Here is a 26,354-nt window from a genome sequence, read left to right on the forward strand (position 1 = left end):
CATCACGTGCATGGCGGGTCACGGCACCGCTTGAACGCAGCATCATTGTGTTATTAGCCTCAGTTCCGATGGCGTCAAATCCGGCCTGCGACGATGCACCATGCGGTGGCAGTTCGAACACAGCAACAGCAAGTCATCCAGACAGGTCATCGTACTTGGCAGCAGAGCCGCCAATGCGATGACATGATGCACTTCGATGAATCCATCGCCGCGTTGACCGTATTTTTTCGAGAAATCAAAGGCGCAGTTCTCGCAATACACAGCCCCATGCCGACGCTTGAACTGCTCGATCTTCGCGGCCCTGATCTTTCGGCTTCTGTCGATTTTGTAGTGCGTCCTCAATTTTCGCCTGGTCTCGTCTGCAGTCAGTTCGGTCAACTCGACCGCCATGACTTCCGCTGCCTGCGGGCGATCGACGATGATTTCACCGGGAGCATCGAGAAAAGACGCGGCCTGTGCGTCCTGCGCCAGCCATTCGGTCAACGTGTCCGCGCATGTTCGCAGCCTCGATGAAATCGAACCCTGCTCGATCAAGCCCAGGAAATCCGCCGCCGCATCCATCACGCCATGCGGAACAAGCTCGGGATTACGAAGCAAATCCCCGATTCGATGCAATCTGGCCGTCAAATCAATCTGACCAGCATCGTGAAGAATCCGCATCGACAATGGCGTGCATACCGCGAGGTCAGCGCCCTTTTGTTCCACATTGAACGTGATGGAACTGATGACATACCCCTTTGATCGCAAAGGGAAAACCGCTGCGCCCTGATCCTCGCGTATTGGCTCCGGAAGCAACGCCAATGCAGCCACCAGCTGCGGCAAATTCAGTGTTGATCGGTCATTGGGGTTTTCACGACGCAGCCTCGGTTTTCCATCCCGAATGCGGCCCCAGACATCCGTGCGAATCATCGCGGCATCGGAGACCAGCGGCGCCAGCCATACGCTCCTGCCAAGCAACATATCGACCGGGACATGCTCGTATTCCCCACGTCCACCACTTGGTCGCCACCTGACATCAACGACGGGCATATTCCAGAGCGCCTTGCTCGGCATACCCTTGCTGGACATAGTCCGCGATGCGCGCGCCTAACCACTGTGCCACCGCTGGCGTCACCGAATTGCCCACGGCGTGGTATCGCAGGCTGTCTGCGTCTTCTTTCTCACCTGCCGGAATATCCGTCCAGCCAGCCGGGAACCCCTGCACCCGCTCGACTTCAACCGGGGTGAAACGACGAACACGACCGTCTGGATACCAGACGTAGTTGCGGCTCCAATCCGTACCGGTATGCCTGGCGGACTCCGCGTAGATGCAATGCGCACGCGCCTTGACTAACGGCCCTTTGAGAGGATTTCCAAGGATTTTCTGAAAGAGGCTGGGAGATTTCTTCCCATCCGATCCACGCGCCTCAATATCCCGACCGCCGCGTTCTGGCTCAAAAAGTATTTTTCCGGCACCTTCCGGGTCTCGATGCACGGCAACAACATAGACTCGCTTGCGTGACTGGGGGACTCCGAAATATTGGCTGTTAAGCACTCGCCACGCCAAACCATACCCGAGCTCATCCATCGTCTTGAGTACGATGGCGAAGTCTCGTCCTCGGTGGCTAGTGAGAAGGCCGTGAACGTTTTCGAGGACAACAACTTGCGGGCGACGGGCATCAACCAATGCCGCGAAATCGTGGAAGAGACCGGATTGGGAGCCTCTGAGTCCTGCCCGAGGACCCATTCGCGCAAGTGAAAGATCTTGGCAAGGAAAGCCGGCGGTCCAGATTTTGGCTTCGGGGATTTCTTTGGGATCGACATTCGTTACATCCTCGAACAAGGAAACGCCAGGCCAGCGCTCTGCCAACACTCGCCTGCAAAATTCTTTTTTCTCGCAAAGCGAAACCGTCTTGATCCCGGCCTGCTGAAACCCGAGATCAAAGCCGCCAATTCCGGAGAAAAACGATGCGTGCGTCAAACCACGCCGAGCATTGCCCAGCGCCAACGCATCTTCTACGCCGATCCCATCCGGCACATCGGCCCGATGATCCGTTTTTTCTCGCGCGGCAGCATCCAGACTCATGCGGAAACCCTCTCGACGTCCGCACAATCATGCACTTCGTCATGTCTCAGGAACCGAGACTGGCTCATCCGCACTTGCTGTAGCCGCAGTTGAGGCAAGTCGCGCAGCCGTCCATCAGCACCAGTGCCTTGGTGCTGCACTTGTGGCACATCGTGGCGGACGGCGGGAAGGACGCGCCATCACCGGTGACTTCGATGTCTTCGGGATGGTCGGCGGCGCTGCTCATCGCGCCGCCCATTTCACCGGCGGTATTTATTTCACTGTTTTTTTTTGAGCGTTGTTCGAAGGCGCGACGCTTCTCGGCGATCAGCGCACGCTGGGCATCGCTCATTTCCGGGTCGTGCAGCAGGCCGATGGACTTCAGGTGGTCTTCGACGATGCTGCCCAGTTCCGCCACCAGCGAGGGCATGTACACGCCGCCGGCCTTGAAGTAGCCGCCGCGCGGGTCGAACACGGCCTTCATTTCTTCGACCAGGAAGGTCACGTCGCCGCCCTTGCGGAACACGGCGGACATGATGCGGGTCAGCGCCACGATCCACTGGAAGTGCTCCATCGACTTGCAGTTGATGAAGACCTCGAACGGGCGGCGGTGTTCGTGCTCGGTGCCAGCGTTGAGCACGATGTCGTTGATGGTCACGTACATGGCGTGTTCCACCAGCGGCGACTTGATCTTGTAGGTGCTGCCGATCAGGACTTCCGGGCGCTCGATGCGCTCGTGCATCTGGATCACGTTGTCTTCGGGCGCGGGCGCTTGTTCGGTGGCGCGTGCGACTTCCTTCGCCTTGTCCTCGGGGGTGAGGACGGCGTAGCCCTTGATTTTCTTCTCGATCCTGACGGCCATGGTGATCCTGCGTGTTGCGTGTGCTGATTGGGTGTCGATGCGGTTCCCCTCCCGCGCGGGAGGGGAACCGTGTGCTGCCTTACTTCTTCTTCGCGGCTTTCTTTGCAGTCTTCCTGGCGACCTTCTTTGCCGGTGCCTTCTTCACTGCCTTCTTGGCTGCGGCTTTCTTCGCAGGTGCCTTCTTGACTGCCTTTTTGGCCGGTGCCTTCTTGGCGGGTGCTTTCTTCGCAGCTGCCTTTTTGGCCGTGGCCTTCTTCGCCGCCTTCTTCGCGGCGGGCTTCTTGCCGGTGGCCTTCTGCTTCAGGCTGGCGACTTCCTTCTTGGCTGCGGCACTGGCGCTGGCGAGTTTCTTCTTTGCCTTCGCCACGGTCTTGCCGACCGCCTTCTTGGCCTTGGCAACGTCGTCCTTCACCGTCTTGGTCGCCTTCTTCGCAGCCTTCTTCGCCTTCTTCACCGTGGTGCTGGCGGTGTTGGCAACGGCTTCGCCGACTTCGGCAACCTTCTCTTTCGCAGCTTCAACGGCATCGGACAGCTTTGCCGCCACTCCATCTCCATTGCTCATGTGCCCTCCTCGTGGGGCGTTGGTTGGTGGGTTACAACAGCGCGATCCTATACCTGCAAAAGCCGCGTGTGCAGGGGGTTTGCGAGCCAGCGTGCAAGCTGCCCGGCACACCCGTCAGAACTTGCCGTAGTACCCCTCCTTGAGGGCGTCGAACAGGTTGGCGGCGGTGTGCAGTTCGCCGTCGTATTCGATCTGCTCGTTGCCCTTGACCTCCACCACCTGGCCGTCTTCCAGTTCGAAGCGGTAGGTAGTGTTTTCGAGGTCGGCTTCCTTGACCAGCACGCCCTGGAAGGCGGCGGGGTTGAAGCGGAAGGTGGTGCAGCCCTTCAGGCCCTGCTGGTGGGCGTAGCGGTAGATGTCCTTGAAGTCCTCGTACGGGTAGTCCGTGGGGACATTCGCCGTCTTGGAAATCGAGGAATCCACCCACTTCTGCGCCGCGGCCTGCACGTCAACGTGTTCCTTCGGGCTGATGTCGTCGGCGGCGATGAAGTAGTCGGGCAGCTTGGCGGCGGCGTCCTCGGCGTAGGGCATGGCCCTGGGGTTGACCAGCTCGCGGTAGGCCAGCAGCTCGAAGGAATAGACGTCCACCTTTTCCTTGGACTTCTTGCCCTCGCGGATCACGTTGCGGCTGTAGTGGTGGGCGAAGCTGGGCTCGATGCCGTTGCTGGCGTTGTTGGCAAGGCTCAGGGAAATCGTGCCGGTCGGCGCGATGGAGCTGTGGTGGGTGAAACGCGCGCCGGTTTCGGCCAGTTCCTCGACCAGTTCCGGGGCAACTTCAGCCACCTTCTGCATGTAGCGCGAATACTTCGCGTGCAGCACCTTGCCCTGGATCTCCTGACCAGCCTTCCAGCCGTCCTTCGCCATTTCCGGACGCTTGCGCAGCATCTCGGCGGTGATGGTGAAGACCTCGTCCATGATCGGGGCCGGGCCTTTCTCCTTCGCAAGGGCAAGGCCGGTTTCCCAGCCAGCCACCGCCATGTCGCGGGCGATGCGCTCGGTGAACTCGCAGCTTTCCTTGCTGCCGTACTTCATCCGCAGCATGGTCATGGTGCTGCCAAGGCCAAGGAAACCCATGCCGTGGCGGCGCTTGCGCATGATCTCGTCGCGCTGCTGCTGCAGCGGCAGGCCGTTGACCTCGACCACGTTGTCCAGCATGCGGGTGAACACGCGGACGACTTCCTTGTATTCCTCCCAGTCGAACTGCGCCTGGTCGGTGAAGGGATGCTTCACGAACTTGGTCAGGTTGACCGAACCCAGCAGGCAGGCACCGTAGGGCGGCAGCGGCTGCTCGCCGCAGGGGTTGGTGGCGCGGATGCTTTCGCACCACCAGTTGTTGTTCATCTCGTTGACGCGGTCAATCAGGATGAAGCCCGGCTCGGCGTAGTCATACGTCGAGACCATGATCATGTCCCACAGGTGGCGGGCGCGGATGTGGCCGTAGATCTTGCAGGCGACCAGACCGTCATCACGGGTGATGTAGTTCTTCGTCGTCGGCCAGTCGCGCCAGACCACTTGCTCTGCATTGGCAAGGTCGATCTCGCCGGCTTCCTTCTCGTTGATCGGGAACACCAGCGGCCAGTCGGCATCGTGTTCCACCGCCTGCATGAAGCCGTCGGTGATGAGCAAGCTGAGATTGAACTGGCGCAGGCGACCATCCTCGCGCTTGGCGCGGATGAAATCCTTCACGTCCGGATGCGACACGTCGAAGGTGCCCATCTGCGCGCCACGGCGACCACCGGCGCTGGACACGGTGAAACACATCTTGTCGTAGATATCCATGAAGGACATCGGGCCGCTGGTGTACGCACCGGCACCGGCAACGAAGGCACCCTTCGGGCGCAGCGTGCTGAACTCGTAGCCGATGCCGCAGCCGGCCTTCAACGTCAGGCCGGCCTCGTGGACCTTGTCGAGGATGCCGTCCATCGAGTCGGTAATGGTGCCGCTGACTGTGCAGTTGATGGTGCTGGTGGCGGGCTTGTGTTCCTGCGCGCCGGCATTGCTGGTGATGCGGCCCGCCGGAATGGCACCGCGACGCAGCGCCCAGGTGAAGCGCTCCATCCAGTATTGCTGCAACTCGGCGGTGGGTTCGGCTTCGGCCAGCGCCTTGGCAACGCGGCGATAGGTGCCGTCGATGTCGGCATCCAGCGCCTGCCCCTGCTTGGTCTTGAGGCGGTACTTCTTGTCCCAGATGTCCACCGATGCCGGCTGCATCGGGATGTCCTGCTTCGTGTCCGTGGCCACCGCTTCCAGCCTCGCCGTGCTCATGTCTGACGACTCTCCTGCTTGTTTCACTCGCGGCCGTGGCCGCATGTCCTTGTCCTTTGCCGACGACGACAGGCAGGCTGCGCGTTGCGCATCGCCTGCCCATCACCTGTTTTTATGGCGTTTCCGCCCTGTCCTGCTTCGTCACGCGCCGCTCCCCCAACGGATTCGCAACCAAACCAGCCCTGTCTCCAAAGCCCAAGGATTGGGTCTGGATGAACAGGGAAACCACTAGATGTAGTGGCATGGCCGGGATCGAAGTTACCCAGCGAACGGGGCCAAGTCAACGCCGGAAATCGGCAAAATCCGCTTGCGTTCCCGGCGCGGGCGCTGACAACACGCAGCGGCGCGGGCTGTCCCGATTGCAATGGCTGGGCTGCTGTTATCTGAATGCGCGGGGATGTTGCGCCGCAGTCAGAGAAGGCCATGGCGGAATGCGCCCAGCCGCAACCAAAGCGACCGCCGGGCGTCCGCTCTGCCGCTCGAAATGCGGTGTAGCGCTCCTCCCGACGGTCGCGTTTGCTGTTCCTTCTCCCCGCGTTGCGGGGAGGACATGCTCTTTCTTCCTTCTCCCCGCTGCGCGGGGAGAAGGTGCCGAAGGCGGATGAGGGGCAAGCGTCACCGCAAGAACACCCTCACCCGGCTTCGCCACCCTCTCCCGCAAGCGGGAGAGGGAAAGGGGATGGGTTTACCCCACCACGATGAGCGCGTGATGCATCACAGGTCAAACCCGAAACCCGCACCCGCAGACGATTCGCCGCTGCCGAAGCTCGCGCCGATGGAGAACGAGCCGCGATCCCCCACGCGCTTGCCGTAGCCGATGGACACCGCGCCTTCGCCGCCTTGCACGCCAACACCAACCGCAAGACGCCCCTTCGCGCCGCTGCCGTTAGCGGCGTTGACCGCCATGTGGGTCATCGCGCTGCCCATCGCACCGATGGTGTCGATGCGCTTGTCCGTCTGCGCAAAGCGCTTGTCAACGGACTGCTGGTATTGGGTGAACTGGTCATTCCATGCCGCGAACTTCTGGTCGGTGTAGGCATTGGCCGAAGCCAGCGTCTGCGTGGCCTTGGTATTGGCGTAGTTGTTCGATGCGGTCAGCGTGGCGGTGTCACCTGCGTCTGCATACGTGTTGGCCGAAACCAGCGTGGCGGCATCACCCGCATCGGCGTATGTATTGGCCGATGCCAATGTCGCGGCATCGCCCGCATCCACATAGGCCGTGTCCATCGCGCCGCCACCCGTCCCCGGTTCACCCTGCGGGCCTTGCGGGCCAGCCGGACCTGCCGGGCCTTGTTCACCCTGCGGGCCAGCCGGGCCAGCCGGGCCTTGCGGGCCGGGCGTGCCACCGCTTTCCGCAAGTGCAGTGAGCTGCGCGTCCACGGCGGCGAAGGCATCCGCCACGTTGTTGTAATTCGTGCCCTGAATGGTGAAGGTCGGTGCCGTCCATGTGCCGCCCACCCAGTTTGCGCCACCACCAAAGGCGTTCGCTACCGGCAGCAGGTTGGTGCCGCCCACGCTCACGCCGGCAATCGCGGCATTCAACTGGCGCAGGTTCACTGCGTCGTAATCGTCGGTGCCATCGGCAAGATGGATGATCTGGCGTTCGTTGCCCAGGCTGCCCACGCTCACCGCGTAGTCACGGTCGGCAATCGCCATGTAGCCAATCGCGGTGCTGCCAATGTTCAGTGCCTGCGACTGATAGCCAAAGGCACTGCTCTGCGCAGCTTCGGCGCGGCTTTCGACACCAAACGCACTGGCATTGGCAGCGCTGGCATTGTTGCCACTGCCAACCGCGATGCCGGTGTTGCTGGCTTCGTTGCCACTGCCAATGGCGATGGATGACGGCTGCGCACGGTTGCCGTTGCCCAATGCCAATGCACCTTCATCGGCAAAGTTGCCGGCACCAACGGCAACGCCGCCGGCAATCGCATGATTGCCGCTGCCCATGGTGACCGTGTTCGACAGCTCGCTCTTGTTGTCTAAGCCGATGGCGATGCTGCCGCCGCCCCAGCCGGCATCGTTGCCGTTGCCGATGGCCACGCCGCTTGCGCCTTCCGCGATATTGCGCACGCCAACCGCCGTGCTCTCGTCGCCAAGCGCGGACACGGCCGAGCCCAATGCCACCGAGCGGTCACCGATGGCACGCGCGGTTTCATCGGTATCCACCAGACCATTGCCATTGAGATCGATGAACCCGCCGAACGCCAGCGCGCCAAGGCCACTGGCCGTGCTGTAGAAGCCGAACGCGGTGCTGTAGTAGCCACTGGCGCTATTGCCCGCGCCGAAGGCGCTGCTGGTTTGCCCGGTGGCGAAGTTGCCGGTGCCAAAGGCGCTGGCGAAGTTGAGGGTGGCCTGGTTGTAGCGCCCGACCGCGCTGCTGCCCTGCGAAGCCGCAGCGATGTTGTGGTAACCAAAGGCGCTGTTCTCCATACCGGTGCTCGTGACATTGCTGCTGCCGAAGGCACTGCTGTCCACGCCACCGGCGGTATTGCCCGTACCGAAGGCACTGCTCTTGATGGCCGTGGCGAAATTGTCGTTGCCGTAGGCGTTGCTGTAGTTCCCGCTCGCCGTGTTGAAGTTGCCGTAGGCGTTGCTAGCCGGCCCACTGGCAGTATTCTGGTTGCCGAAGGCGCTGCTGTACTCGCCGATGGCCGTGTTCCGGGAGCCGAACGCGCTGCTCCAGCCTCCCCAGGCGTTGTTCTCGTGGCCAAAGGCGCTGCTCGACATGCCGCTGGCATTGTTGACGTAACCGTAGGCACTGCTCTCGGCATCGACGCAGGTCGTGTTGTTGTTGCCGTGCTCGCTGCCCATGTCGGTGGAGGGCGCGGGCGTGACAGCAGTGCCATCCGGGTTGCGGCATACATCATCCGCCCACGCCGGCACCGCAAGCGCGCCCAGCAGGGCCAGAGTCAGGAGGGACAGGGCCGGCTGGCGGCGGCGGGTGTTCGCGTTCATGTGCTGCTTCCTCACGGTGGATGCCGGCGGAATGCCGGTTGTGAATCAGCTATGCGAAACTCCGCGACGAAACCGGACACGCCGGGGAGGCGCGATGGAAACCCCAGCCCCAGAGGCCCCCGTCACCCAGTTGCTGGCGCGCGCGCGCGCCGGTGATGCGCAGGCGATGAGCGCGGCCTATGCCGCCGTCTATGAGGAACTCAAGCGCACCGCGCGGTTGCAGTTGCGGCGCATGCGTGACGACTTCCAGACCACCGCACTGGTCAACGAGGCCTACCTGAAACTGGGCGGCGCGCAATTGGCGGCAAACGACCGCAACCACCTGCTGGCGCTGTCCGCGCGGGCGATGCGGCAGGTGCTGGTGGACGATGCCCGCATGCGCAAGTCCGACAAGCGCGGCAACGGGCAGGACGCACTCACCCTGTCCGCCATCGACATGGATGCAGGCAACCGCGCCGCCGTGGACGTGCTGGCGCTGGACGAATTGCTGCAAAGCCTGCACCGCGCCGACGAACGCGCCGCGCAGATCGTGGAGCTGCGCTACTTCGGCGGCTACGAGGAAACCGAAATCGCCGAAATGCTGGGCATCACCGACCGCACCGTGCGCCGCGACTGGCGCAAGGCGCGCGCCTTCCTGCTGGCGGAGATGGGCACATGAGCAACACCACCGACCACCGCCGCAAACGCGCACTGTCGATCTTCGACGAGGTGGCCGACCTGTCCGGCGCGGCGCGCGAGGCCCGCCTGCAAGCCTTGTGCGATGGCGATGCGGCATTGCTGGCACGGGTGCGCACATTGCTGGATGCCGATGCCGGCACGGAGGAACCGTTCGCCGATGCCGCGAACTGGGGCCAGGCATTGGCCGACGATGCCGAACCCGGCGACCGCCTGCAGGGCGCGACGCTGGGCGCATGGCGGGTGACGGACGTGATCGGGCGCGGCGGCATGGGCGCGGTGTATGCGGTGGAACGCAGCGACGGCGCATACGCGCAGCAGGCCGCGCTGAAACTGATCCGCGCAACAGCCGATTCACCCGCCGCGCGCGAACGCTTCCTGCGCGAGCGGCAGATCCTTGCACGCCTGCAACACCCCAACATCGCCAGCCTGATGGACGGCGGCATCAGCACGCAGGGCGAACCGTGGTTCGTGATGGAGCGCGTGGACGGTGAGCCCATCGACCGCTGGTGCGACACGCGCGCGCTGGGCCTGCGCGAGCGCATCGTGCTGTTCCTGCAGGTGCTGGATGCGGTGCGTTATGCACATCGCAACCTGGTGATCCATCGCGACCTGAAACCATCGAATCTGCTGGTGGATGCCGAAGGCCGGGTGAAGCTGCTGGACTTCGGCATCGCCAAGCAACTGGAAGGCGCGGAGGTCACCGCAACGCATGACCGAGCGCTGACGTTTGAATACGCATCGCCCGAGCAATTGCACGACGCGCCGATCACCACCGCCACCGACATCTGGCAACTGGGCGTGGTGCTGCATCGGCTGCTGTCCGGCGCGCATCCGTTCGGGCTGACCCGCGACACGCCGGTCGCCAGCCAGTTGCAACAACTGGAACGCGAGCCGGAACCACTGACCCGCGCTGCCGCGAATGCGCCGGTGGAAGAAGCCGCGAAGCGCGGTGGCCTGAGTCCGGCAGCGTTGGCAAAAGCACTGCACGGCAGCCTGGCCGACATCGTGCAAGCCTGCCTGCGCCGCGACCCCGACCAGCGCTACGCCTCCGCCGACGCGCTGGCCAACGACCTGCGCGCATGGCTGGACGACCGCCCCATCGCCGCCGTGCCGCTGTCGCGCGGCGCACGCGCGACGCTGTGGCTGAAACGCAACCGCATGCTGGCCGCGTCCATCGTGGCGGTATCTCTGGCGCTGCTGGCCGGCACTGGCGTTGCGCTGTGGCAGGCGCATGAGGCGCGGGCGCAGGCGCGGATTGCCGAACAGGAAAGCAGCAACGCGCGCGCTGCACTGTCCTTCCTGACCGAAACGCTTGCCGGCATGGACCCCGGCGAAACCCTCGACAGCAAGGTCAGCGTGCGCCAATTGCTGGACCGTGCGCGCCGCCAGCTCGATGCGCGCAAGGACGAGGCCAAGGTGCGCCAGCTTGTCCAGCGGATGCTGGCCACCCTGTATGGCATGCGCGGCGACTACCGCACCGCACTGGATCTCTACAAGCTGGGCCTGGCCGACGTGGCCGAACCCGACAGCCGGTATGAGGCGCTGGCGCTTGCCGATGATTTCGCCAATTACTCCTCCGTGCTCGGTGGCATGGAGCGCGCGGCCGAGAGCCTGGAGGCAGCCAAGCGCGCCGCCGATCTGCGTGTACGCCACGCCGCCGACGATCCCGTGCAACAGGTGATGACAGCCGCCGAACTGGGCTATGCCTACTTCCGCAACGACGATCCGAAGGGTGCGGAGCGCGAATGGCGGCGCGGCATTGCGCTTGCACAGAACCTTCCGGATCCACCGATCGGCGATGTGGCGCGAACCTATAGCAGCCTCAGCATCATGCTCACCCTGGGCGGGGACGGTGCGCGGGCACTTCCGGTGGCACGCGAAGGCCTGGCCTTCCTTGATCGCCACGGCGTATCACCAAAGGCACCCGAACGTACCGGCCTGCTGCGCGCCTTGTCCGATGCGCTGGCGGTCACCGGCGATGCCACCGGCGCGGAGAAGGCAATCCGCGAAGCGATCGCGCTGACGGTGAACATCGATGGCGAGGACAGCCCCGCACTGGGCAAGCTCTACAACAGCCTGGGACTGGTGCTGGGCGACCAAGGGCGCTATCGCGAATCAACCGCGGCACTGCTGCGCAGCGACGCCCTGCAGGGCGACGTGTTCAACGGGCCGATGGATGTCGCGCGTCGGCGCAACAATCTGGCCGATGCACACGAGCGCGAAGGCGACTACCCCAAGGCACTGGCGTTGTACCAGCAGGCGGTCGATGCACTGAAAGGCGCGACCGGAAGCGGGGCAGCGTTGCGGCGACAAGTCCAGGTGCGACAGGCGCGGGCCATCGGCCTAGCAGGCGAACCGGAGAAGGCCTTGCAGCAGCTGCTGGCCCTGCGCGCGGAACTGTCCAGGGAAGATGCCGGCAACCTGCAGGAATATGCCTTTGCCACACTGCTGGCAGCCTCGATGGCACGCAGCATCGGCGATGCCGACGCAGGCCTGCCGCTGATCGAGGAAGCCCGACAAAAATGGGCGGCGCTGGTGCCTGCCGACCATCCCGTCTTCGCAACACTGCTGCGGCAGCGTGCCGCATTTGCCGACAAGCGCGGAGACCTGGCGGCAGCGGAACGGGATCTGCGCGAAGCGCTGCAGCGACTGGAAGCCAAACCCGATGCATTCAGTCTTGCTGCGACCCGCGCCGAACTGGCGGCGCTACTGCTGGCGCGCAGTGACCGTGTACAGGCGAGCCGCCTGCTTGCACAGGCACTCCCGGTACTGCGCGCAGGCGCGCTGCCCCGGCAAGCTGATCGCGCCGCGGCCGAGGAACTGGCGCGCAAGCTGGGAATCTAGAACGCCACCACCGTCATTCCGGCGAAAGCCGGAATCCAGCTTTATGGAAGGTCTGAACAAGCCGTCATTCCGGCGAAAGCCGGAATCCAGCTGTTTGGTAAGTCACTGAAAAAGCTGGATCCCGGCTTTCGCCGGGATGACGTTTCGGGAGTTGTTCAGAGCTTCCTTATTGCTTCCTTCTCAAGAGCTGGATTCCGGCTTTCGCCGGAATGACGGTTTGGAAGTTTTCGCCGGGCTGGCCGAGAAGGCCGTAACCAATTCCGTTCGTGGTGAGGCTTCAATCCGATTCGTGGTGAGCCCTTCGAACCATGAACGGGATTAGCACATCACAAGCGGCATCAGCATGACGAAACGACAAGACCACGCGATGCATCGGCGGGACGAATCCCATCTTGTTTCACTCGCAATCCTCGAGCGGCGTCAGCACGCACTGCTCGCCTCCCGTTGTATGGGCGGAGGCCTGGACGGTGGCGGTGGTGCCGCCGGCATTGACCGTCATGGTGCCGGGCTGGTCTTCGCCGTCGGGGAAGGACATGACGTAGGTGCCCGAGCCGTTCCATTTCACTCCTGGCACCTGCGGATGGCGCACGATCTTCGTGGTGCCTGACTGCCCACCGCTGAGTTCATGGCCGAACAGCTTGCCGTTGAGCACGAAGGGCCGGTCGATGCCGCACACGTCCTGCTCGATCGGGTCGTGGCCGCCGCAGCTGAAGTGGTAGCCCTGCTTCCTCTTGGTGTCGAACTCCAGCGTGGCCTTGCCGACGCCGCGCTTGCTGCGCGCCTCGAAGGCGATGCTGGCCGATTCGTCCCTCTTCTCCGGTGCGGTATAGGTGTAGCGCGCATCGGCGGGCACCTTGACGCCGTCCTGTGACAGGCGGTTACCGCCGGACAGCGTCGCCTTGACCGTGCCGCCGGTCGGCGCGCCGTCGGATGCCGCGCGCGGCTCGGCGACGATCTCGAACTGCGTGGAGGGCTTGGCGCCCTTGCGCTTGGCGGGTGTAGTGGTGGGCTTGAGGTTGACGCAGCGGCCGCTTTCCCAAGGGCCGCCCTTCGTTCCCGCACCACGGAGCATGAATTCAGCCATCGCCTGCTGGAACCGGAATGCCTGCGCGATCAGCGTGTTTGCATGCGTGTATTCCTCCGGTCGGAACAGAATGTTGAAGCCGCTGTCGCCGTGCCGGGTGGCGAAACCCTTGCGGCCGCGTTCCACGCCGAGGGTCACGTCCATGTGCTGGCCTTCGTAGTTTTCGAAGCCGCCTATTCCGATGTGCATTTCGCTGGCGCTTCCGGTGTCGTCGTCGATGAGGTGCGCATCGTCGTCCAGATAGCGCTCGTATCGCAGCTGTGAGCGCACATAGCCGCCGGTGCCGGCCTTGCCGCTCACGTGCATCGACGAATCGGTATCCATCGTGATCGTCAGCTTGCCGTCGGCGTCCGGACATGCCTCTATCTTTATCTTGACCTTGGTTTTGCCGGAGACGCCACTTTCGTTGACTGCGAATTCCAGCAACTGGTCGAGACTGCCGTCCGCGCCGGTCTGGAATGCGGCGCTGCCATCCTTGTGCGCGTACTTGACCGGCCCGGCCGCTGCAAATTGCGCAAGGTCTTCGTCGGACAGGCTGTTGGCGGGACCGGTGAACAGTGCGCCAGTCATCGCGCCGACAGCGGTGCCGAATCCCATGCCGAGAAACCCGGCGTCCATGCCCTCGCCGGTGAACGCGACAGGAACCAGCCTGGGGATTTCGGCCTCGAAAACACGCATCTGGTGTTCGTAGGCGGCACCCATCGCCTTCAACGCGGCGATGGTTCGTTCCTCGCCCCCCAGCTCGGCTTCGATGCCGGTGGCCTGCATCATCTTGTAGTGCAGCCAGTAGTCGAGCGGTCGTAGCTGCCGACCCACGTATTCGGGCCCTTCTTCCCGGATGCGTCGTACGTCGGCCTGCACGGATGCGCGAATGTCCGGATTCTCCGAAGTCGCAGGCGCATCGCCGGATTTCGAGCACGCCGCCAGCACCACCAATGCGGCAAGCGGCAGAAAGGCGAAGGACGTTTTCTTGTTCATGGGAGTTCCGTGCCGCAGCGGAATGGAAGTTCGTTGCTTGCGTCGTTCGCCCGCAGCCACCTATTGCAGCTTGTAGGCGCCTTTCAGGGTCACGCCGTAGATCGCGCCGTCGCGGCCGATGCGCCAGCTCGGGCCCTGCGAGTTGCCGCCGCTCACGTCCTGGATGCTCCAGCGCTCGTCGATGTCCAGGTTGTGGCCGGGCAGGATCGTGCTCCACAGCAGGGTGCCGGTTGCGCCGTCGAGTCCCTGCAGGCGGAAGTCCTTGACGGATTTCCCGTCGCTGGCGGGCACGCGCTCGGACACATAGAACGCGCCGCCGGATGACGCCAGCAGGCGGGTGCCCTGCGTGACCGGACGTCGCCACGCCAGCCTGCCGTCGCCCAGGCGGTAGCCCCACAGTTCGCGATTGCCCGCACTTTCGACATCCACCACCAGCATGTCGCCGGCGGCGATGTAGTTGGCGATGGCCTGGCCGGGTACGGCCTGCGTGGTCCACTGCACCGCGCCGCTGCGCGGATCGAACGCGCGCAGCCCTTCGCCGTTGGGGTCGCGACCGATGCCGACCTCGCCCAGCAGCCCCTGTACGCGGATGATCGCCTTGCCGCCGGCGACCATCGGCAGGCCGTCGTCGGAGCGGTAGGCCAGCTTGGGGTTGCGCTCGGTCACCGGCTGGGCGTCGTGCCGCCACAGGGTGGCACCGGTGCGCATGTCGATGGCATGCAGTTGCCGCGTGGCCGGTTCGGGCTGGCGCTTGCCGCGCGCGGTGACGAACAGGATGCCGCCTGCGGCGGCGGGTGCGCTGAAGGTGGGCTTGTAGTGCGGATCGAGGTCGTTGGTCATCGCCAGCATGAAGCCGTCGTTGCGCCACAGGATCTTGTCCAGCGACGGGCCCAGCGCGGTCATGGTGCTGGTGGCATCCGGGGTGGACTGGGTGACGACGGTGAACACGTCGCCGACGCCGCGCATCGGCCCGCGCTTGGCGGGGGTGAGCGTGCGCACGATGCGACCGGCCTTGACGTCGATGACGTAGTGATCGGTGGGGCCGCCGTCGTTGCGCGGATAGACCAGCAGCACTTCGCCGGATGGCAGTTCGTGGAAACCCACCGCGCCAGTGGAGCCACGCCGGTGGCCTTCGCGACAGATGCTTGCGATGCGCCAGACAGTCTTGCCGGTGCCGGCGTCCAGCGCGGAGATGCCTTCGTTGCCGTCGTTGTTGCAACTTCCGGTCAGTACCAGATTGCCGACCAGGAACGGCGACCACACGCCCCACCAGCCCGGCTGGATTTCCCATACCTTCTGCGGCGCGGCAAGGATGGGCGGAGCGGGGAACTCGCGGCTGGCGCACGAGGTGCCAAAGACGCGGCCCATCTTCGCGTCGTCGTCGCAGACGTGGCGCGGCGGCGCGGTGCGCAGGCGGGCGATGGCCTGTTCGCGCGCGGCGGGGGAATCGTCAGGGATCGCGGCGGCCCGGATCGCGACGACGGCATTGCCCTTCTGCACCGGCACGGCGACGGGCGTATTGCGGTTGCCGGGCTTCCGGTCGTTCAGCGCCTCATCCACCGGCTTGGTCGCGGTGTCCACCACCTTGTCCTCGACCTTGCGCTGGACTTCCTGTTTGGCCTGCCTGGCCACGCGTTTGAACATGCCGCCCAGATCCTGCGCCTGCACGGCACCGAACGGCGACAGGATGCCAACCGCCAGCAGCGCGGCAAGCAACGGGGAATGGGAAAACGGGTGGCGCATGGCGCGGTCTCCTGGATCGGGGCAGTCGGAAACGGCGGCGGCAATCACGCGACGCCGCCGATGTCGCTCACAACGGGCGCTGGAACACCTGGAACGCCAGCATGCGTGGCGTGCCGTTCGGATCGGCATGCAGTTGCCAACCCGCCGCCGTGGAGTTCATGACATAGGAATAGTAGGGATAGGTCAGGCCCGCCGGTGCGCGCCACAGGCCGCAGGTGTCCTTGCCCCTGACCGTGATGATGAAGGCATAGCGCCCGGGCTTGAGTGCAGCAGGGCGCGCGAACTCGATCATCCGCATCGCCGCGCCGTAGTTGCCCGATTGCACGGCGTCCAGCACATAGCCCGGCACCCTCTGCTGCGCCAGCACGTTGCCGCTGGGGATGCCGCCGGGCGCTTCCTCGATGACCACTTCCACGATTGCATTTGCAGGACAGGACAGCGGCAGCATCAGGTGGCTCAGGTAGCCGGTGTCGTGCAGTTCGAACACCTGTGCGATGCGCAGGTAGCCGTTGGCACCGACGTGGGTGTTGTCGTTGACCTCGGTCTGGATCTGTTCGGCACCCAGTTCCGGCGGGTTTGCCGCCCATGCCTGCGCACTGGCGACCAGGGCCAGTGCGGCCATCATCGTTCGTATCGTCTTCACGTTCGCTTCTCCCAATCGCGGCGCGTGGTGCCGCGTGTCTTCAGGAGATGCGCAAGATCGATCCGAAACCGGACATGCCTCGCGAAAGTTTTGTCTGGGGATGGGTCGCCTAGCGACTCACACGCACGCCTTGCAGGTCGGCGGCACCGTCGATCACGTCGGTCCAGACCAGCCATGCGCCACCTGCATCCGCCGCCAGTTTGGGGATGCCGCTGGCAAGGCCACGCGCCTGCAACCTCGCCACTTCGATGCGTTGCAGTTGCTTCGACAGGTCGGGCGAGTAGCGGGCCAGCATCAGCGATTGCTGCTCGCCTTCCGCGCGCAGCCACGCCACCCAGACCTGCTGCGTATCCAGCGCCACCGCAACCCGGCCCAGCGCTGCGGCACCTTCGTCCACCGTTACCGGCGCGGCGAAGCTGCCGCCCGCATCCTTGCTGCGCGTGAGGTGCACGCGCGGCGTATCGCCGGCTGCGGTGTACCAGCCGACCACCGCATCCATGCCGCGCGCGGCCACGGCTGGGCCGTTGACCGGGCAGGCTTCGATCTTCCAGCCATCGGCATGCACGGTTGCGGGCTTGCTCCACGCGGCACCATCGAAACGGATGGCTTGGATGTCGCGCACTTCATCCGCACTGCGCCCGCGATAGACCAGCAGCGGCCCTTCGTCGGTCATCGCCACGGCCGTCTGGCAACAGTCGCAGACGCGCGCGTCCAGCAGTGCATCGGCATCGCGTTCCAGATTCATGTCGAAGCTGTTGGCACGTAACTGCATTGCACCGGCATGCGCGCCTTCGCCATGCGTGCCTGCACTGCGACCATCCAGCCATGCAATGCCGACGGCATCGCTGCTGCGCTGCCAGAGCGCGGCGAATCCGTGTTCGCCGCCGGCCTGGTCGTCATTGACGCGGGTGATCTGCGTCCACGTCATGCCGCCATCGCGCGAGCGTGCCAGCACGGTGTCATAGGCCATCGCATCCGCGCCGCTGGTTTGCAGCCACTGCATCCACAGCGCGCCATCGGCGGTGCCCAGCATGTGCGGCGTGTCCGCGCCATTGGCCATCAGCGAATGCCCCACCGCAACCGTGCGCGCCTGGCTCTGCCAGCCGCCGTCTGCGGTGTACGCGGCAAATTGCAATGCGTTGCGCCGCCCCTGCTGGCGATTGAGCCAACTCAACAGCACGCGCCCGTTTGGCGTGATGGAAAGGTCGGGTGCCATCGAACCGGGCTGCGCCGGCAACACCCATTCCTGCACGACGTAGTCGCCGTTGGCGGGTCTGGCGGTGGTGTCGGCATCACGCTTGCAAGCGGCAAGCGCAACGGTGGCGAGGACAAGGGCGAAGGCGGTGCGCGCGGTCATGAGCAAGTTCATGGGCGAAGGATACGCCGGGTCTGTAGGGGCAGGCCCCCGTGCCTGCCCCGGTTCTGCGAAGGGAAGCACGAGGAGGGCAGGCACGGGGGCCTGCCCCTACGGGGTTTTATCAAGCCGCGCGTTCGCGCCGCGCGCGTTCCAGATGCACCAGCAGCAGCGAGATCGCCGCAGGCGTCACGCCGGGGATGCGCTGCGCCTGCCCCACGGTTTGCGGGCGCACGCGCTGGAGTTTTTGCAGCACTTCGGCGGACAGGCCACGCACGCCGTCGTAGTTGAATGCGTCCGGGATCGCAGTGGCCTCGTTGCGGCGCTGGCGCGCAATCTCCTCGCGCTGGCGGTCGAGGTAGCCGGCGTACTTGGTTTCGATTTCCACCTGTTCGGCGACTTTCGCATCCGCGACAGCCGGGCCAAGTTCCGGCACACGCATCAACGTGGCGTAGTCCAGCTCGGGCCGGCGCAGCAGATCCAGCGCATTGCCCTCGCGACTGACTTCGATGCCGATATGCCGCGCCAGCGACGCACCCAGCGCATTGTTCGGCGCGGCCCACAACGTGGAAAGGCGGGATGTTTCCGCAGCGACGGCTTCGCGCTTCTCGCTGAAACGCTGCCAGCGCGCGTCATCGACCAGCCCAAGTTCACGCCCGACCGGCGTCAACCGCGCATCGGCATTGTCCTCGCGCAGTTGCAGGCGGTATTCGGCGCGGCTGGTGAACATGCGGTACGGCTCGCTGGTGCCGTGGGTGATGAGGTCATCCACCAGTACGCCGATATAGGCCTCGTCTCGGCGCGGACTCCATGCCGCCTTGTCCTGCACGAAGCGCGCGGCATTGACGCCGGCCAGCAGGCCCTGCGCGGCGGCTTCTTCATAGCCGGTGGTGCCGTTGATCTGCCCGGCGAAGAACAGCCCGGCGACGGCCTTGGTTTCCAGCGAAGCTTTGAGCCCACGCGGATCGAAGAAGTCGTATTCGATGGCATAGCCGGGACGGGTGATGTGCGCATTCTCGAAACCGACAATGCTGCGCACCAGTGCAAGCTGCACGTCGAACGGCAGCGAGGTACTGATGCCGTTTGGATAAATCTCGCTGACGGTCAGGCCTTCGGGTTCGACGAAAATCTGGTGCGATGCCTTCTCGGCAAAACGCACCACCTTGTCCTCGATGCTCGGGCAATAGCGCGGGCCGATGCCTTCGATCTGGCCGGAGTACAGTGGGCTGCGATGTAGCGCATCGCGGATGATCTGGTGCGTGTGCTCGGTGGTGCTGGTGATCCAGCAACTGACCTGCGCGGGGTGGTCGGCTGTGCTTCCCATGAAGGACATCACCGGGCGCGGATCGTCGCCGGGTTGCTCCTGCATCACCGAATAATCCAGCGTGCGCCCGTCGATGCGCGGCGGCGTGCCGGTCTTGAGCCGATCCACCACGAAGCGACCCTCGCGCAGCTTGTGCGCCAGCGCGGTTGAAGGCGGATCACCCATGCGCCCGGCGGCGTACTGGGTTTCACCGATATGAATCTTGCCGGCCAGGAAGGTGCCTGCGGTCAGCACCACTGCCGGCGCGTTGAAGCGCAGGCCGGTATTGGTGATCGCGCCGCGCACCGTTTCATTCTCGATGACCAGATCATCCACCGCCGCCTGGAACACGGTCAGGTTGGGCTGCGTCTCCACCGCGCGGCGGATGAAGGCGCGATACAGCGCGCGGTCGGCCTGGCAGCGGGTGGCGCGCACCGCTGGCCCCTTCGATGCATTGAGCGTGCGCCACTGGATGCCGGCAGCGTCAGCGGCCTTCGCCATCACGCCGCCAAGCGCGTCGATCTCCTTCACCAGATGGCCCTTGCCGATGCCGCCGATGGCCGGGTTGCAGCTCATCGCGCCCACGGTTTCGATGGCGTGGGTCAGCAGCAGCGTGCGCGCACCGGCGCGCGCGGACGCCAGCGCGGCTTCGGTGCCGGCATGACCGCCGCCGATGACGATGACATCGAAGTCGAAAAAAGTCTGGCTCATTGCGCGGGCATTCTAAGGCCGGTTGCGGATCGCTGCCGGAAGGGTTGGCATGCTTCCTGCTATGACCCCAGTGGCACCCGGCGTGGCACGCCGCGAGGCGATGACCGGACTGAACAGGGGCCGGTTTTGCGCACGCAGGGGATGCTACGGGGGCCGGACGTCGGGGGATGTCCGGCCCTCATCTTTTTCCGGGCCGGAAAGGCGCACACCGCCAGAAATGAAGCGCCGGTGCCTGCAGGACAAACGGAACAGGGGGGATCCGGGGAATCCTGCAGGGCACCGGCAGGCCGTAGATTACCCCGTCCGGGTCGCAGAGTGACGTTTCCGGTCAGTCCGCAACCTGCGCGCGATTCAGGCTGCGCACTGCGTCACGCTTCGGCTTCGCTCAATCCTGCTGCTCGGCGCGGCGCGCCTGGCGCATCGGCGCGGGCCGTGCTTCCCGCTGCGCCGGCGCGATCCGCATGGGCCGGCTTTCCGGTGCCTGCATTCTCGGAGCCGGAGCGCGTTCGAAACGCTGCGCGGGCTGCGCCACCTGTGGCTGCACGCGCTGCGCCGGAATGCGCGGCTCGCCATGCGGGATGTACTGCGGGAGCGCCTGTGGCTGCGCCGTGCGACGTGGCAGTTCCGGTGTCGGCAACCTGCCGATATTGCGCCACGGTGGCAAATTGTTCGCCCGGTCATCTCCATCATCCGGCGGCGGCTGCGGCGTACCGCCGTCCGGGCGCGGCGGATGCGGGCGGTACCAGTGCGGCGGATAGGTGGCGTACGGGCGTTGCCAGTACCCGCCATAGCCGTAGTAATAACCTGGGCTGCCGTAATAGCCGTAGCCGATGCCACCGTAATAACCACGGCTGCTGCCATAGCCGATGCCGCCGTAGTAGTCGTAGCTGCCGTAGCCGTACGTGCCGCCGTAATACCCGTATCCATAAGGATCGTAGGTGCGATACTCGATGCGCGGCTGGCTGTAGTAATAGCCGCCACCGTAACCGTCATCGGTCACGCAGCCAGCCAACGCGGCAATGGCGATGGCAGGAAGTGCGAGCTTGGCGAACATGGCTGGATCCCCCGTCTTGCGTGCGTGCAGGTTTGCGCCCGCGCATTGAATTCGTGCTGAATCCTGCCAGCTTCGGCGGCGCGTGTCCTGAACGGCCCGATCCGACCCGCCTGCGCTAGCATCGGCGGATGGAAACCACCACGCAGCACCCCTGTTTCAGCGACGTACTGGACGCCGCCGCGCGGATCGCGCCGTTCGCGCAGATCACGCCCGTCCTGCACGCGCATTCGCTGGATGTCGAAGCCGGCGCATCGCTGCACTTCAAGGCCGAACACCTGCAACGGGTTGGCGCGTTCAAGTTCCGTGGCGCCTGCAATGCCGTCTTCTCACTGGACGATGCCGATGCCCCGCGCGGCGTGGTCACCCATTCCTCCGGCAATCACGGCGCGGCACTGGCTCTGGCCGCGAAGCTGCGCGGCATTCCCTGCCATGTGGTCGTGCCGGAAGGCGCGATGCGCACCAAGCTTGCCGGCATCCAGCGCAGTGGTGCCATCCTGCATCGCTGCGCGCCGACCATCGCCGCGCGCGAAGCCGCCTGCGCACAGGTGCAGGCCGATACCGGCGCGACACTCGTGCATCCCTATACCGACGCGCGCGTGATCGCGGGGCAAGGCACGGCGGCGCTGGAACTGCTGTCCGCCCATCCCGGACTGGATGCCATCGTCGCGCCGCTGGGCGGCGGCGGACTGGCGGCAGGCACGGCACTTGCGATGCGCGCATTGGCACCGCACTGCCGGCTGTATCTGGCCGAGCCCGAAGGTGCTGCCGATGGCGCGCGTTCGTTCGCGCGCGGCAGCCTCGATCATGATTTCGTGCCCGATACCGTTTGCGATGGCCTGCGCGGCACCCTGGGTGCAATCAATTTCGACATCCTGCGCAGTGCCGGCGCACAGGTGCTGACCGTCGATGATGCCCGTACCGTCGCCGCCATGCGCCTGCTGCTGGCACGCTGCAAGCAACTGGTGGAACCGTCTTCGGCCATCGCGCTGGCCGCCGTGCTTGCGTATCGTGCGCAGTTCGCAGGCAAGCGCGTTGGCCTGATCCTGACCGGCGGCAATCTCGATCCCGATGCCCTGCCCGCCCTGCTCGCTCTCGCCCCCGGAGAAACGCCATGAAGATTGACGGCACCCGCGCGCACGACCGCACCACCGAACTCGTGCTGGCCTATTACGCGGCGTTCAATCGCGGTGACTGGGCGGGGATGCAGGCGCTGCTGGCCGATGATGTGATCCATGACCTCAACCAGGGCCCGCGCGAAACCGGCAAGACCGCATTCGCCGCGTTCCAGCAACGCATGGCGCGCTGCTATCGCGAGCAGCTGCGCAACGTGGTGGTGCTGGCGTCGCAGGACGGCAGCCGCGCCGCCGCCGAATACGTGGTGCATGGCGAATATCTTGAAGCCGACGACGGCCTGCCGCCCGCCAACGGACAGAAGTACGTGTTGCCCGGTGGTGCGTTCTTCGAGATTCGCGACAACCTGATCGCGCGGGTCACCAATTACTACAACCTCGAAGACTGGCTGGCGCAGGTGCGCTAACGAAGCTCTGGTTTTCGCCCGTCATTCCCGCGAAAGCGGGAATCCAAGAGCTTGGATGTTCGAACGGTTAAGGAAGCTCTGAACAACTCTCGAAACGTCATCCCGGCGAAAGCCGGGATCCAGCTTTTCAGTGACTTACCAAACAGCTGGATTGGACAAACATTCGTTTGTCAGAAGCAGCCGGCTTTCGCCGGAATGACGGCTTGTTCAGACCTTCCTTAACGTCCATGGATTCCCGCTTTCGCGGGAATGACGAGCTAGCGCATTCAACGCCTGCGTATCGGAATGCGCGACAGGGCGGCATCGCGCGCGACCACCCACGCAAACATCACGATACCGGCCACCACCAGCAACAGGCCACACAACGCCTGCCCGTTCGGCCATTGCTCGCCCAGCAGCAACACGCCCAGCAGCGCGGCAAACACCACTTCCGCCGCCTGCATCGCTTCCACTGCACCCAGCGCGGTGGCATTGCTGCGCACCATGCCGCTGGCCTGGAAGAAAAGCACGGTTGCAAGCACGCCGGCCACCATCGCAACCACGAAGACAGACACCAGCTGCGAGGACGATGGTGGCCCTGCCTGCATCCATGCCCACGCCGCAAGCGCAAGCCACGCAGGCTGGCTGGCCAATGTCATCCCGAACACGCGCTGGCTGGCATTGAGTGATTCGCCGCTGCCTTCCAGATGCAGCAGCAGGCCGCGGTTGCCAATCGGGTAGGCGAAGGCGGCAACCAGCACGCAGCCCAGTGCGATCCAGCTTGAAACATCGAGCGCACCCTGCGCGTGACCAAGCTGCATCAACAACACGCCCGTGATGATGACCAGCCCCACCGCCAAGCCTGCGCGCGGGATGCGCGCACGCTCATCGCGATACAGCATCGGCGCACACAACATCCCCGCCACCACCATCACCTGGAAGCTGCCTGCCACCAACCACGCCGGGCCGCTGGCAGCAGCAAAACAGAGCAGCACGTAAAACAGCACGAAGCCCAATCCGCTCCAACCCAGCCACGCACCCGGTGCGGCGCGGATCGAACGCCAGACCGGTGCGACGCCACCCTGCCATGGCATCAGCAGCAACATCAGCGGCAACATGAACAGGAAGCGCAGGCTCGCCGTCCATGCCCAATGTCCACCATCCAATGCCACCGCACGGTTGAGCACATAGGTGCTGGTGAACAGCAATGCGGACAGCAACGACAGCGCCACCGCAAGCAGGACATGGCGTTGCGCGCTCACGACCGCCTGCGGATCGGGATGCGCGACAGCGGGATCGCGGCGACATCCACGTCGCCTTCGCGCAGCGGCGTGCCGGCTTCCGGTGCCCACGCCATCGCAGTGATGGTTTCCCACGTTGCCGGCAGCGGGCCATCACCATTGCGCATCGCATCGTAGGCAGCAGACGCAGCCGCGAAACGCGCGCGCCCGGTCAGGCTGTGGCGGCGCGAGGCCAGCGCATTGGTCGCGCCGATCGCCCGCAGTTCGCGCATCAACGCAGGCAGGTCCGCATAGCGGGTGGTTTCGATTTCGCGATCCAGCACCGGCTGCTGGAAGCCGGCGCGCACCAGCGCATCACCGAAGCCGGCGATATCGGCAAACGGGCTGACGTGCTGGGCGTCATCGGCCTGTGCGAAGGCCTCGCGCAATTCCCACAAGGTATCCGGGCCGAAGGTCGATACCAAGAGCAGGCCATGCGGCTTCAGCACGCGGCGGAAGCTGGCGAACACGGCATCGAGGTCGTCCACCCATTGCAGGCACAGGTTGGAAAACAGGACATCAATACTGCCATCTACAAGTGGCAGCGCACGCGCATCCGCGCATACCTGCGCCGGCCTGCGTGCGAGCGGATTGGTTAACCACTGCCTCGGTGAACGCTGTGACGTGGCACGCGCCTGCTGCAACATCGGCAGCGCAAGATCGAGCGAAACAATCTGCGCCTTCGGCCAGCGCTTTTGCATTGCCGCGCTGGCGCGACCGGTGCCGCAACCCAGATCCAGCACGCGCTGCGGCGGCTGGCGCTGCAGGGCGGGATCGTCCAGATAATCCAGCGATTCCAGCAGGCGCGCTTCCACCGCATGCTGCAATTGCGCGGCAGCGTCGTAGCTTGCCGATGCACGCGAGAACGCGCGGCGCACCTGTCGCACATCAAACAGCGGCACACTCATGCGCGCGACTCCGCAAGGAACCCCAGCAAGGCGTCCGCCACCTCATCCGCATGCGTCAGGAACGGCGCATGCCCGGCATGCTCGATCTGCACGTAGCGGGCATCCATCGCAGCAGCGGCACTGGCCTGCATCGCCGCCGGATTCACCAGCCGGTCGCGGCGTCCGCCAAGCCACAGGCTCGGCATCTTCAACGTCTGCACTGCATTGCGCAGGTCGCTGTGTTCCAGCACACGCAAGCCTTCCGCCAGCACGCGCAGCGACGGTTCGCCATGCGCCAGCACCGCATCGCGCAGCATCCGCAGTTCCTCGCGCATGTGGTCGGAGCCGAACGCCTCCAGCGCGATGAATCTGTCGATGGTCGCGCGCCAGTCGCTGCGCAGTCCCTCGGCGAAACCGTGGAATACCTCCACCGGCATGCCCTGCGGCCAATCACCCGCGACCACGAATTTTGGCGTGGCACAGACCATCGCCAATGCAGGGACGCGCGCCGGCTGCAGCGATGCCGCGTGTAACGCGATCAGCCCGCCCAGCGACCAGCCGCACCACGGCGCATCGGGGACTGCATCCAGCAACGCATGCGTGCAGGCATCCAGTTCCAGCGGCACCCCGCTATCGCGGCTGTGACCGTGGCCGGGCAAATCGACGACGTACAGGGTGCGCTGCGCGCGCAGGCGTTTGACCAGCGGCGCGAAGATGCCGCCATGCATCGCCCAGCCATGCAGTAGTACCAGCGGCGGGCCGTTGCCGTTGCCGACGATTTCCACATGCAACTTGTTCATTGGGTTTGCAGAGACTCGCGCGGCATCCGCCCATTATCGCGCGAAGCTCACCTTGTCCGGCGCATCGCTCGCAACTGCACTTGCAAGCCATGCGCGGGCAGGCCAGCGTCACAACCACATAAAAGCCAAAACCCCAGCTCGATGAGCTGGGGTTTTGCTTTTATAAAGACCCTGACGATGACCTGTTGCGGGTCGTGCCTTCGGCACAAAAGGCGACGGGCTGACCCCGAAGGATCAGCCCGTCTATAAAGACCCTGACGATGACCTACTCTTGCATGGCTTGAGCCACACTACCATCGGCGCGTCTGTGTTTCACTTCCGAGTTCGGGATGGGATCGGGTGGTACCACAGTGCTGTAGTCGTCAGGGAGAGGGTGGAGGGTCGCGGTCTGCGGGCATTTGCCGGTGCAGTCGCGCACACGCTCTCATGGGGTGGGGAAGAGGTCAACGAGCGTTTGTTGCAAGGCTCAACGTGCGTTGAGGCCGAGGGTTGCTTTCAGAAGAGTCCGCACAGGGATGTGCGGGCTTTTGCGCAGGGACGCGCAAATGACTTCCGAAGAAACTTGAGGTGATATGGTCAAGCCACACGGATCATTAGTACAGGTAAGCTCAACGCATTACTGCGCTTACACACCCTGCCTATCAACCACCTGGTCTTGATGGTGCCTTCAGGGGGCTTGTGCCCCGGGAGATCTCATCTTGAGGCGCGCTTCCCGCTTAGATGCTTTCAGCGGTTATCGCTTCCGAACATAGCTACCCGGCAGTGCCACTGGCGTGACAACCGGAACACCA

General features: G+C 64.6%; 19 protein-coding genes and 2 rRNA genes. 4 read left to right on the forward strand and 17 right to left on the reverse strand.

Annotated features, from left to right (window positions below; translation table 11 throughout):
• Nucleotides 1-42 precede the first annotated feature (42 nt).
• The 6 genes from QM612_RS11390 to QM612_RS11415 form a co-directional block, all read right to left on the reverse strand.
• Nucleotides 43-1,068 (reverse strand): HNH endonuclease, encoded by a 1,026-nt coding sequence (locus QM612_RS11390; RefSeq protein ID WP_415253999.1) that lies wholly within the window; start codon nt 1,066-1,068, stop codon nt 43-45.
• On the reverse strand, nt 1,016-2,065 hold the full coding sequence (locus QM612_RS11395; protein ID WP_415254000.1) for a DNA cytosine methyltransferase: 1,050 nt from the start codon (nt 2,063-2,065) through the stop codon (nt 1,016-1,018). Before QM612_RS11395 ends, QM612_RS11390 begins: the two co-directional genes overlap by 53 nt.
• 64 nt (nt 2,066-2,129) lie before the next feature.
• A complete protein-coding gene (locus QM612_RS11400; RefSeq protein ID WP_415254001.1) occupies nt 2,130-2,906 on the reverse strand; it encodes an NrdJb in 777 nt (258 codons plus the stop codon).
• A 79-nt stretch (nt 2,907-2,985) separates the two neighbouring features.
• Nucleotides 2,986-3,468, reverse strand: a complete 483-nt coding sequence (locus QM612_RS11405) for a hypothetical protein (protein WP_415254002.1) — start codon at nt 3,466-3,468, stop codon at nt 2,986-2,988.
• 114 nt (nt 3,469-3,582) lie between these two features.
• A complete protein-coding gene (locus QM612_RS11410) occupies nt 3,583-5,733 on the reverse strand; it encodes an adenosylcobalamin-dependent ribonucleoside-diphosphate reductase (protein WP_415254003.1) in 2,151 nt (716 codons plus the stop codon).
• Nucleotides 5,734-6,447: 714 nt separating this feature from the next.
• Nucleotides 6,448-8,688, reverse strand: a complete 2,241-nt coding sequence (locus QM612_RS11415) for a hypothetical protein (RefSeq protein WP_415254004.1) — start codon at nt 8,686-8,688, stop codon at nt 6,448-6,450.
• Between the two features lie 94 nt (nt 8,689-8,782).
• Between QM612_RS11415 and QM612_RS11420 the strand changes: the two genes are divergently transcribed.
• Together QM612_RS11420 and QM612_RS11425 are read left to right on the forward strand one after the other, a co-directional pair.
• On the forward strand, nt 8,783-9,346 hold the full coding sequence (locus QM612_RS11420; protein ID WP_415254005.1) for an ECF-type sigma factor: 564 nt from the start codon (nt 8,783-8,785) through the stop codon (nt 9,344-9,346).
• Nucleotides 9,343-12,210, forward strand: a complete 2,868-nt coding sequence (locus QM612_RS11425; RefSeq protein ID WP_415254006.1) for a protein kinase domain-containing protein — start codon at nt 9,343-9,345, stop codon at nt 12,208-12,210. Before QM612_RS11420 ends, QM612_RS11425 begins: the two co-directional genes overlap by 4 nt.
• A 397-nt stretch (nt 12,211-12,607) precedes the next feature.
• Here the strand turns inward: QM612_RS11425 and QM612_RS11430 are convergent, their stop codons facing one another.
• The 6 genes from QM612_RS11430 to QM612_RS11455 form a co-directional block, all read right to left on the reverse strand.
• Nucleotides 12,608-14,272: a hypothetical protein gene (locus QM612_RS11430; protein WP_415254007.1), complete on the reverse strand. Its 1,665-nt coding sequence runs from the start codon at nt 14,270-14,272 to the stop codon at nt 12,608-12,610.
• Nucleotides 14,273-14,332: 60 nt separating this feature from the next.
• Nucleotides 14,333-16,015, reverse strand: a complete 1,683-nt coding sequence (locus QM612_RS11435; RefSeq protein WP_415254008.1) for a PQQ-binding-like beta-propeller repeat protein — start codon at nt 16,013-16,015, stop codon at nt 14,333-14,335.
• Nucleotides 16,016-16,082: 67 nt separating this feature from the next.
• Nucleotides 16,083-16,658, reverse strand: a complete 576-nt coding sequence (locus tag QM612_RS11440; protein WP_415254009.1) for a hypothetical protein — start codon at nt 16,656-16,658, stop codon at nt 16,083-16,085.
• 109 nt (nt 16,659-16,767) lie between these two features.
• Nucleotides 16,768-18,027 (reverse strand): sialidase family protein, encoded by a 1,260-nt coding sequence (locus QM612_RS11445; RefSeq protein WP_415254010.1) that lies wholly within the window; start codon nt 18,025-18,027, stop codon nt 16,768-16,770.
• A 109-nt stretch (nt 18,028-18,136) separates the two neighbouring features.
• Nucleotides 18,137-20,026, reverse strand: coding sequence for a tRNA uridine-5-carboxymethylaminomethyl(34) synthesis enzyme MnmG (gene mnmG, locus QM612_RS11450; protein WP_415254011.1), 1,890 nt, complete (start codon nt 20,024-20,026; stop codon nt 18,137-18,139).
• Nucleotides 20,027-20,411: 385 nt separating this feature from the next.
• Nucleotides 20,412-21,080: a hypothetical protein gene (locus QM612_RS11455; protein WP_415254012.1), complete on the reverse strand. Its 669-nt coding sequence runs from the start codon at nt 21,078-21,080 to the stop codon at nt 20,412-20,414.
• Nucleotides 21,081-21,208: 128 nt separating this feature from the next.
• Between QM612_RS11455 and QM612_RS11460 the strand changes: the two genes are divergently transcribed.
• Both QM612_RS11460 and QM612_RS11465 read left to right on the forward strand, forming a co-directional pair.
• The gene (locus tag QM612_RS11460; protein WP_415254013.1) at nt 21,209-22,195 is read left to right on the forward strand and encodes a pyridoxal-phosphate dependent enzyme; all 987 of its coding nucleotides are present in this window, start codon (nt 21,209-21,211) and stop codon (nt 22,193-22,195) included.
• On the forward strand, nt 22,192-22,617 hold the full coding sequence (locus QM612_RS11465; protein WP_415254014.1) for a ketosteroid isomerase-related protein: 426 nt from the start codon (nt 22,192-22,194) through the stop codon (nt 22,615-22,617). The genes QM612_RS11460 and QM612_RS11465 overlap by 4 nt, the downstream gene beginning before the upstream one ends.
• A gap of 266 nt (nt 22,618-22,883) precedes the next feature.
• Here the strand turns inward: QM612_RS11465 and QM612_RS11470 are convergent, their stop codons facing one another.
• From QM612_RS11470 to QM612_RS11490, 5 genes are all read right to left on the reverse strand, one after another.
• Complete coding sequence (locus QM612_RS11470) at nt 22,884-23,858, reverse strand: multidrug resistance efflux transporter family protein (RefSeq protein ID WP_415254015.1); 975 nt, start codon at nt 23,856-23,858, stop codon at nt 22,884-22,886.
• The gene (gene bioC, locus QM612_RS11475; RefSeq protein WP_415254016.1) at nt 23,855-24,784 is read right to left on the reverse strand and encodes a malonyl-ACP O-methyltransferase BioC; all 930 of its coding nucleotides are present in this window, start codon (nt 24,782-24,784) and stop codon (nt 23,855-23,857) included. The genes QM612_RS11470 and bioC overlap by 4 nt, the downstream gene beginning before the upstream one ends.
• Nucleotides 24,781-25,554, reverse strand: coding sequence for a pimeloyl-ACP methyl ester esterase BioH (gene bioH / locus QM612_RS11480; protein WP_415254020.1), 774 nt, complete (start codon nt 25,552-25,554; stop codon nt 24,781-24,783). The genes bioC and bioH overlap by 4 nt, the downstream gene beginning before the upstream one ends.
• A 261-nt stretch (nt 25,555-25,815) precedes the next feature.
• Nucleotides 25,816-25,930 (reverse strand): 5S ribosomal RNA (gene rrf / locus QM612_RS11485).
• 205 nt (nt 25,931-26,135) lie between these two features.
• Nucleotides 26,136-26,354: ribosomal RNA gene (locus QM612_RS11490) — 23S ribosomal RNA — on the reverse strand; the annotation flags it as partial.

Origin of the sequence: Thermomonas sp., assembly GCF_047606765.1 — a bacterium.
GTDB lineage: Bacteria > Pseudomonadota > Gammaproteobacteria > Xanthomonadales > Xanthomonadaceae > Thermomonas.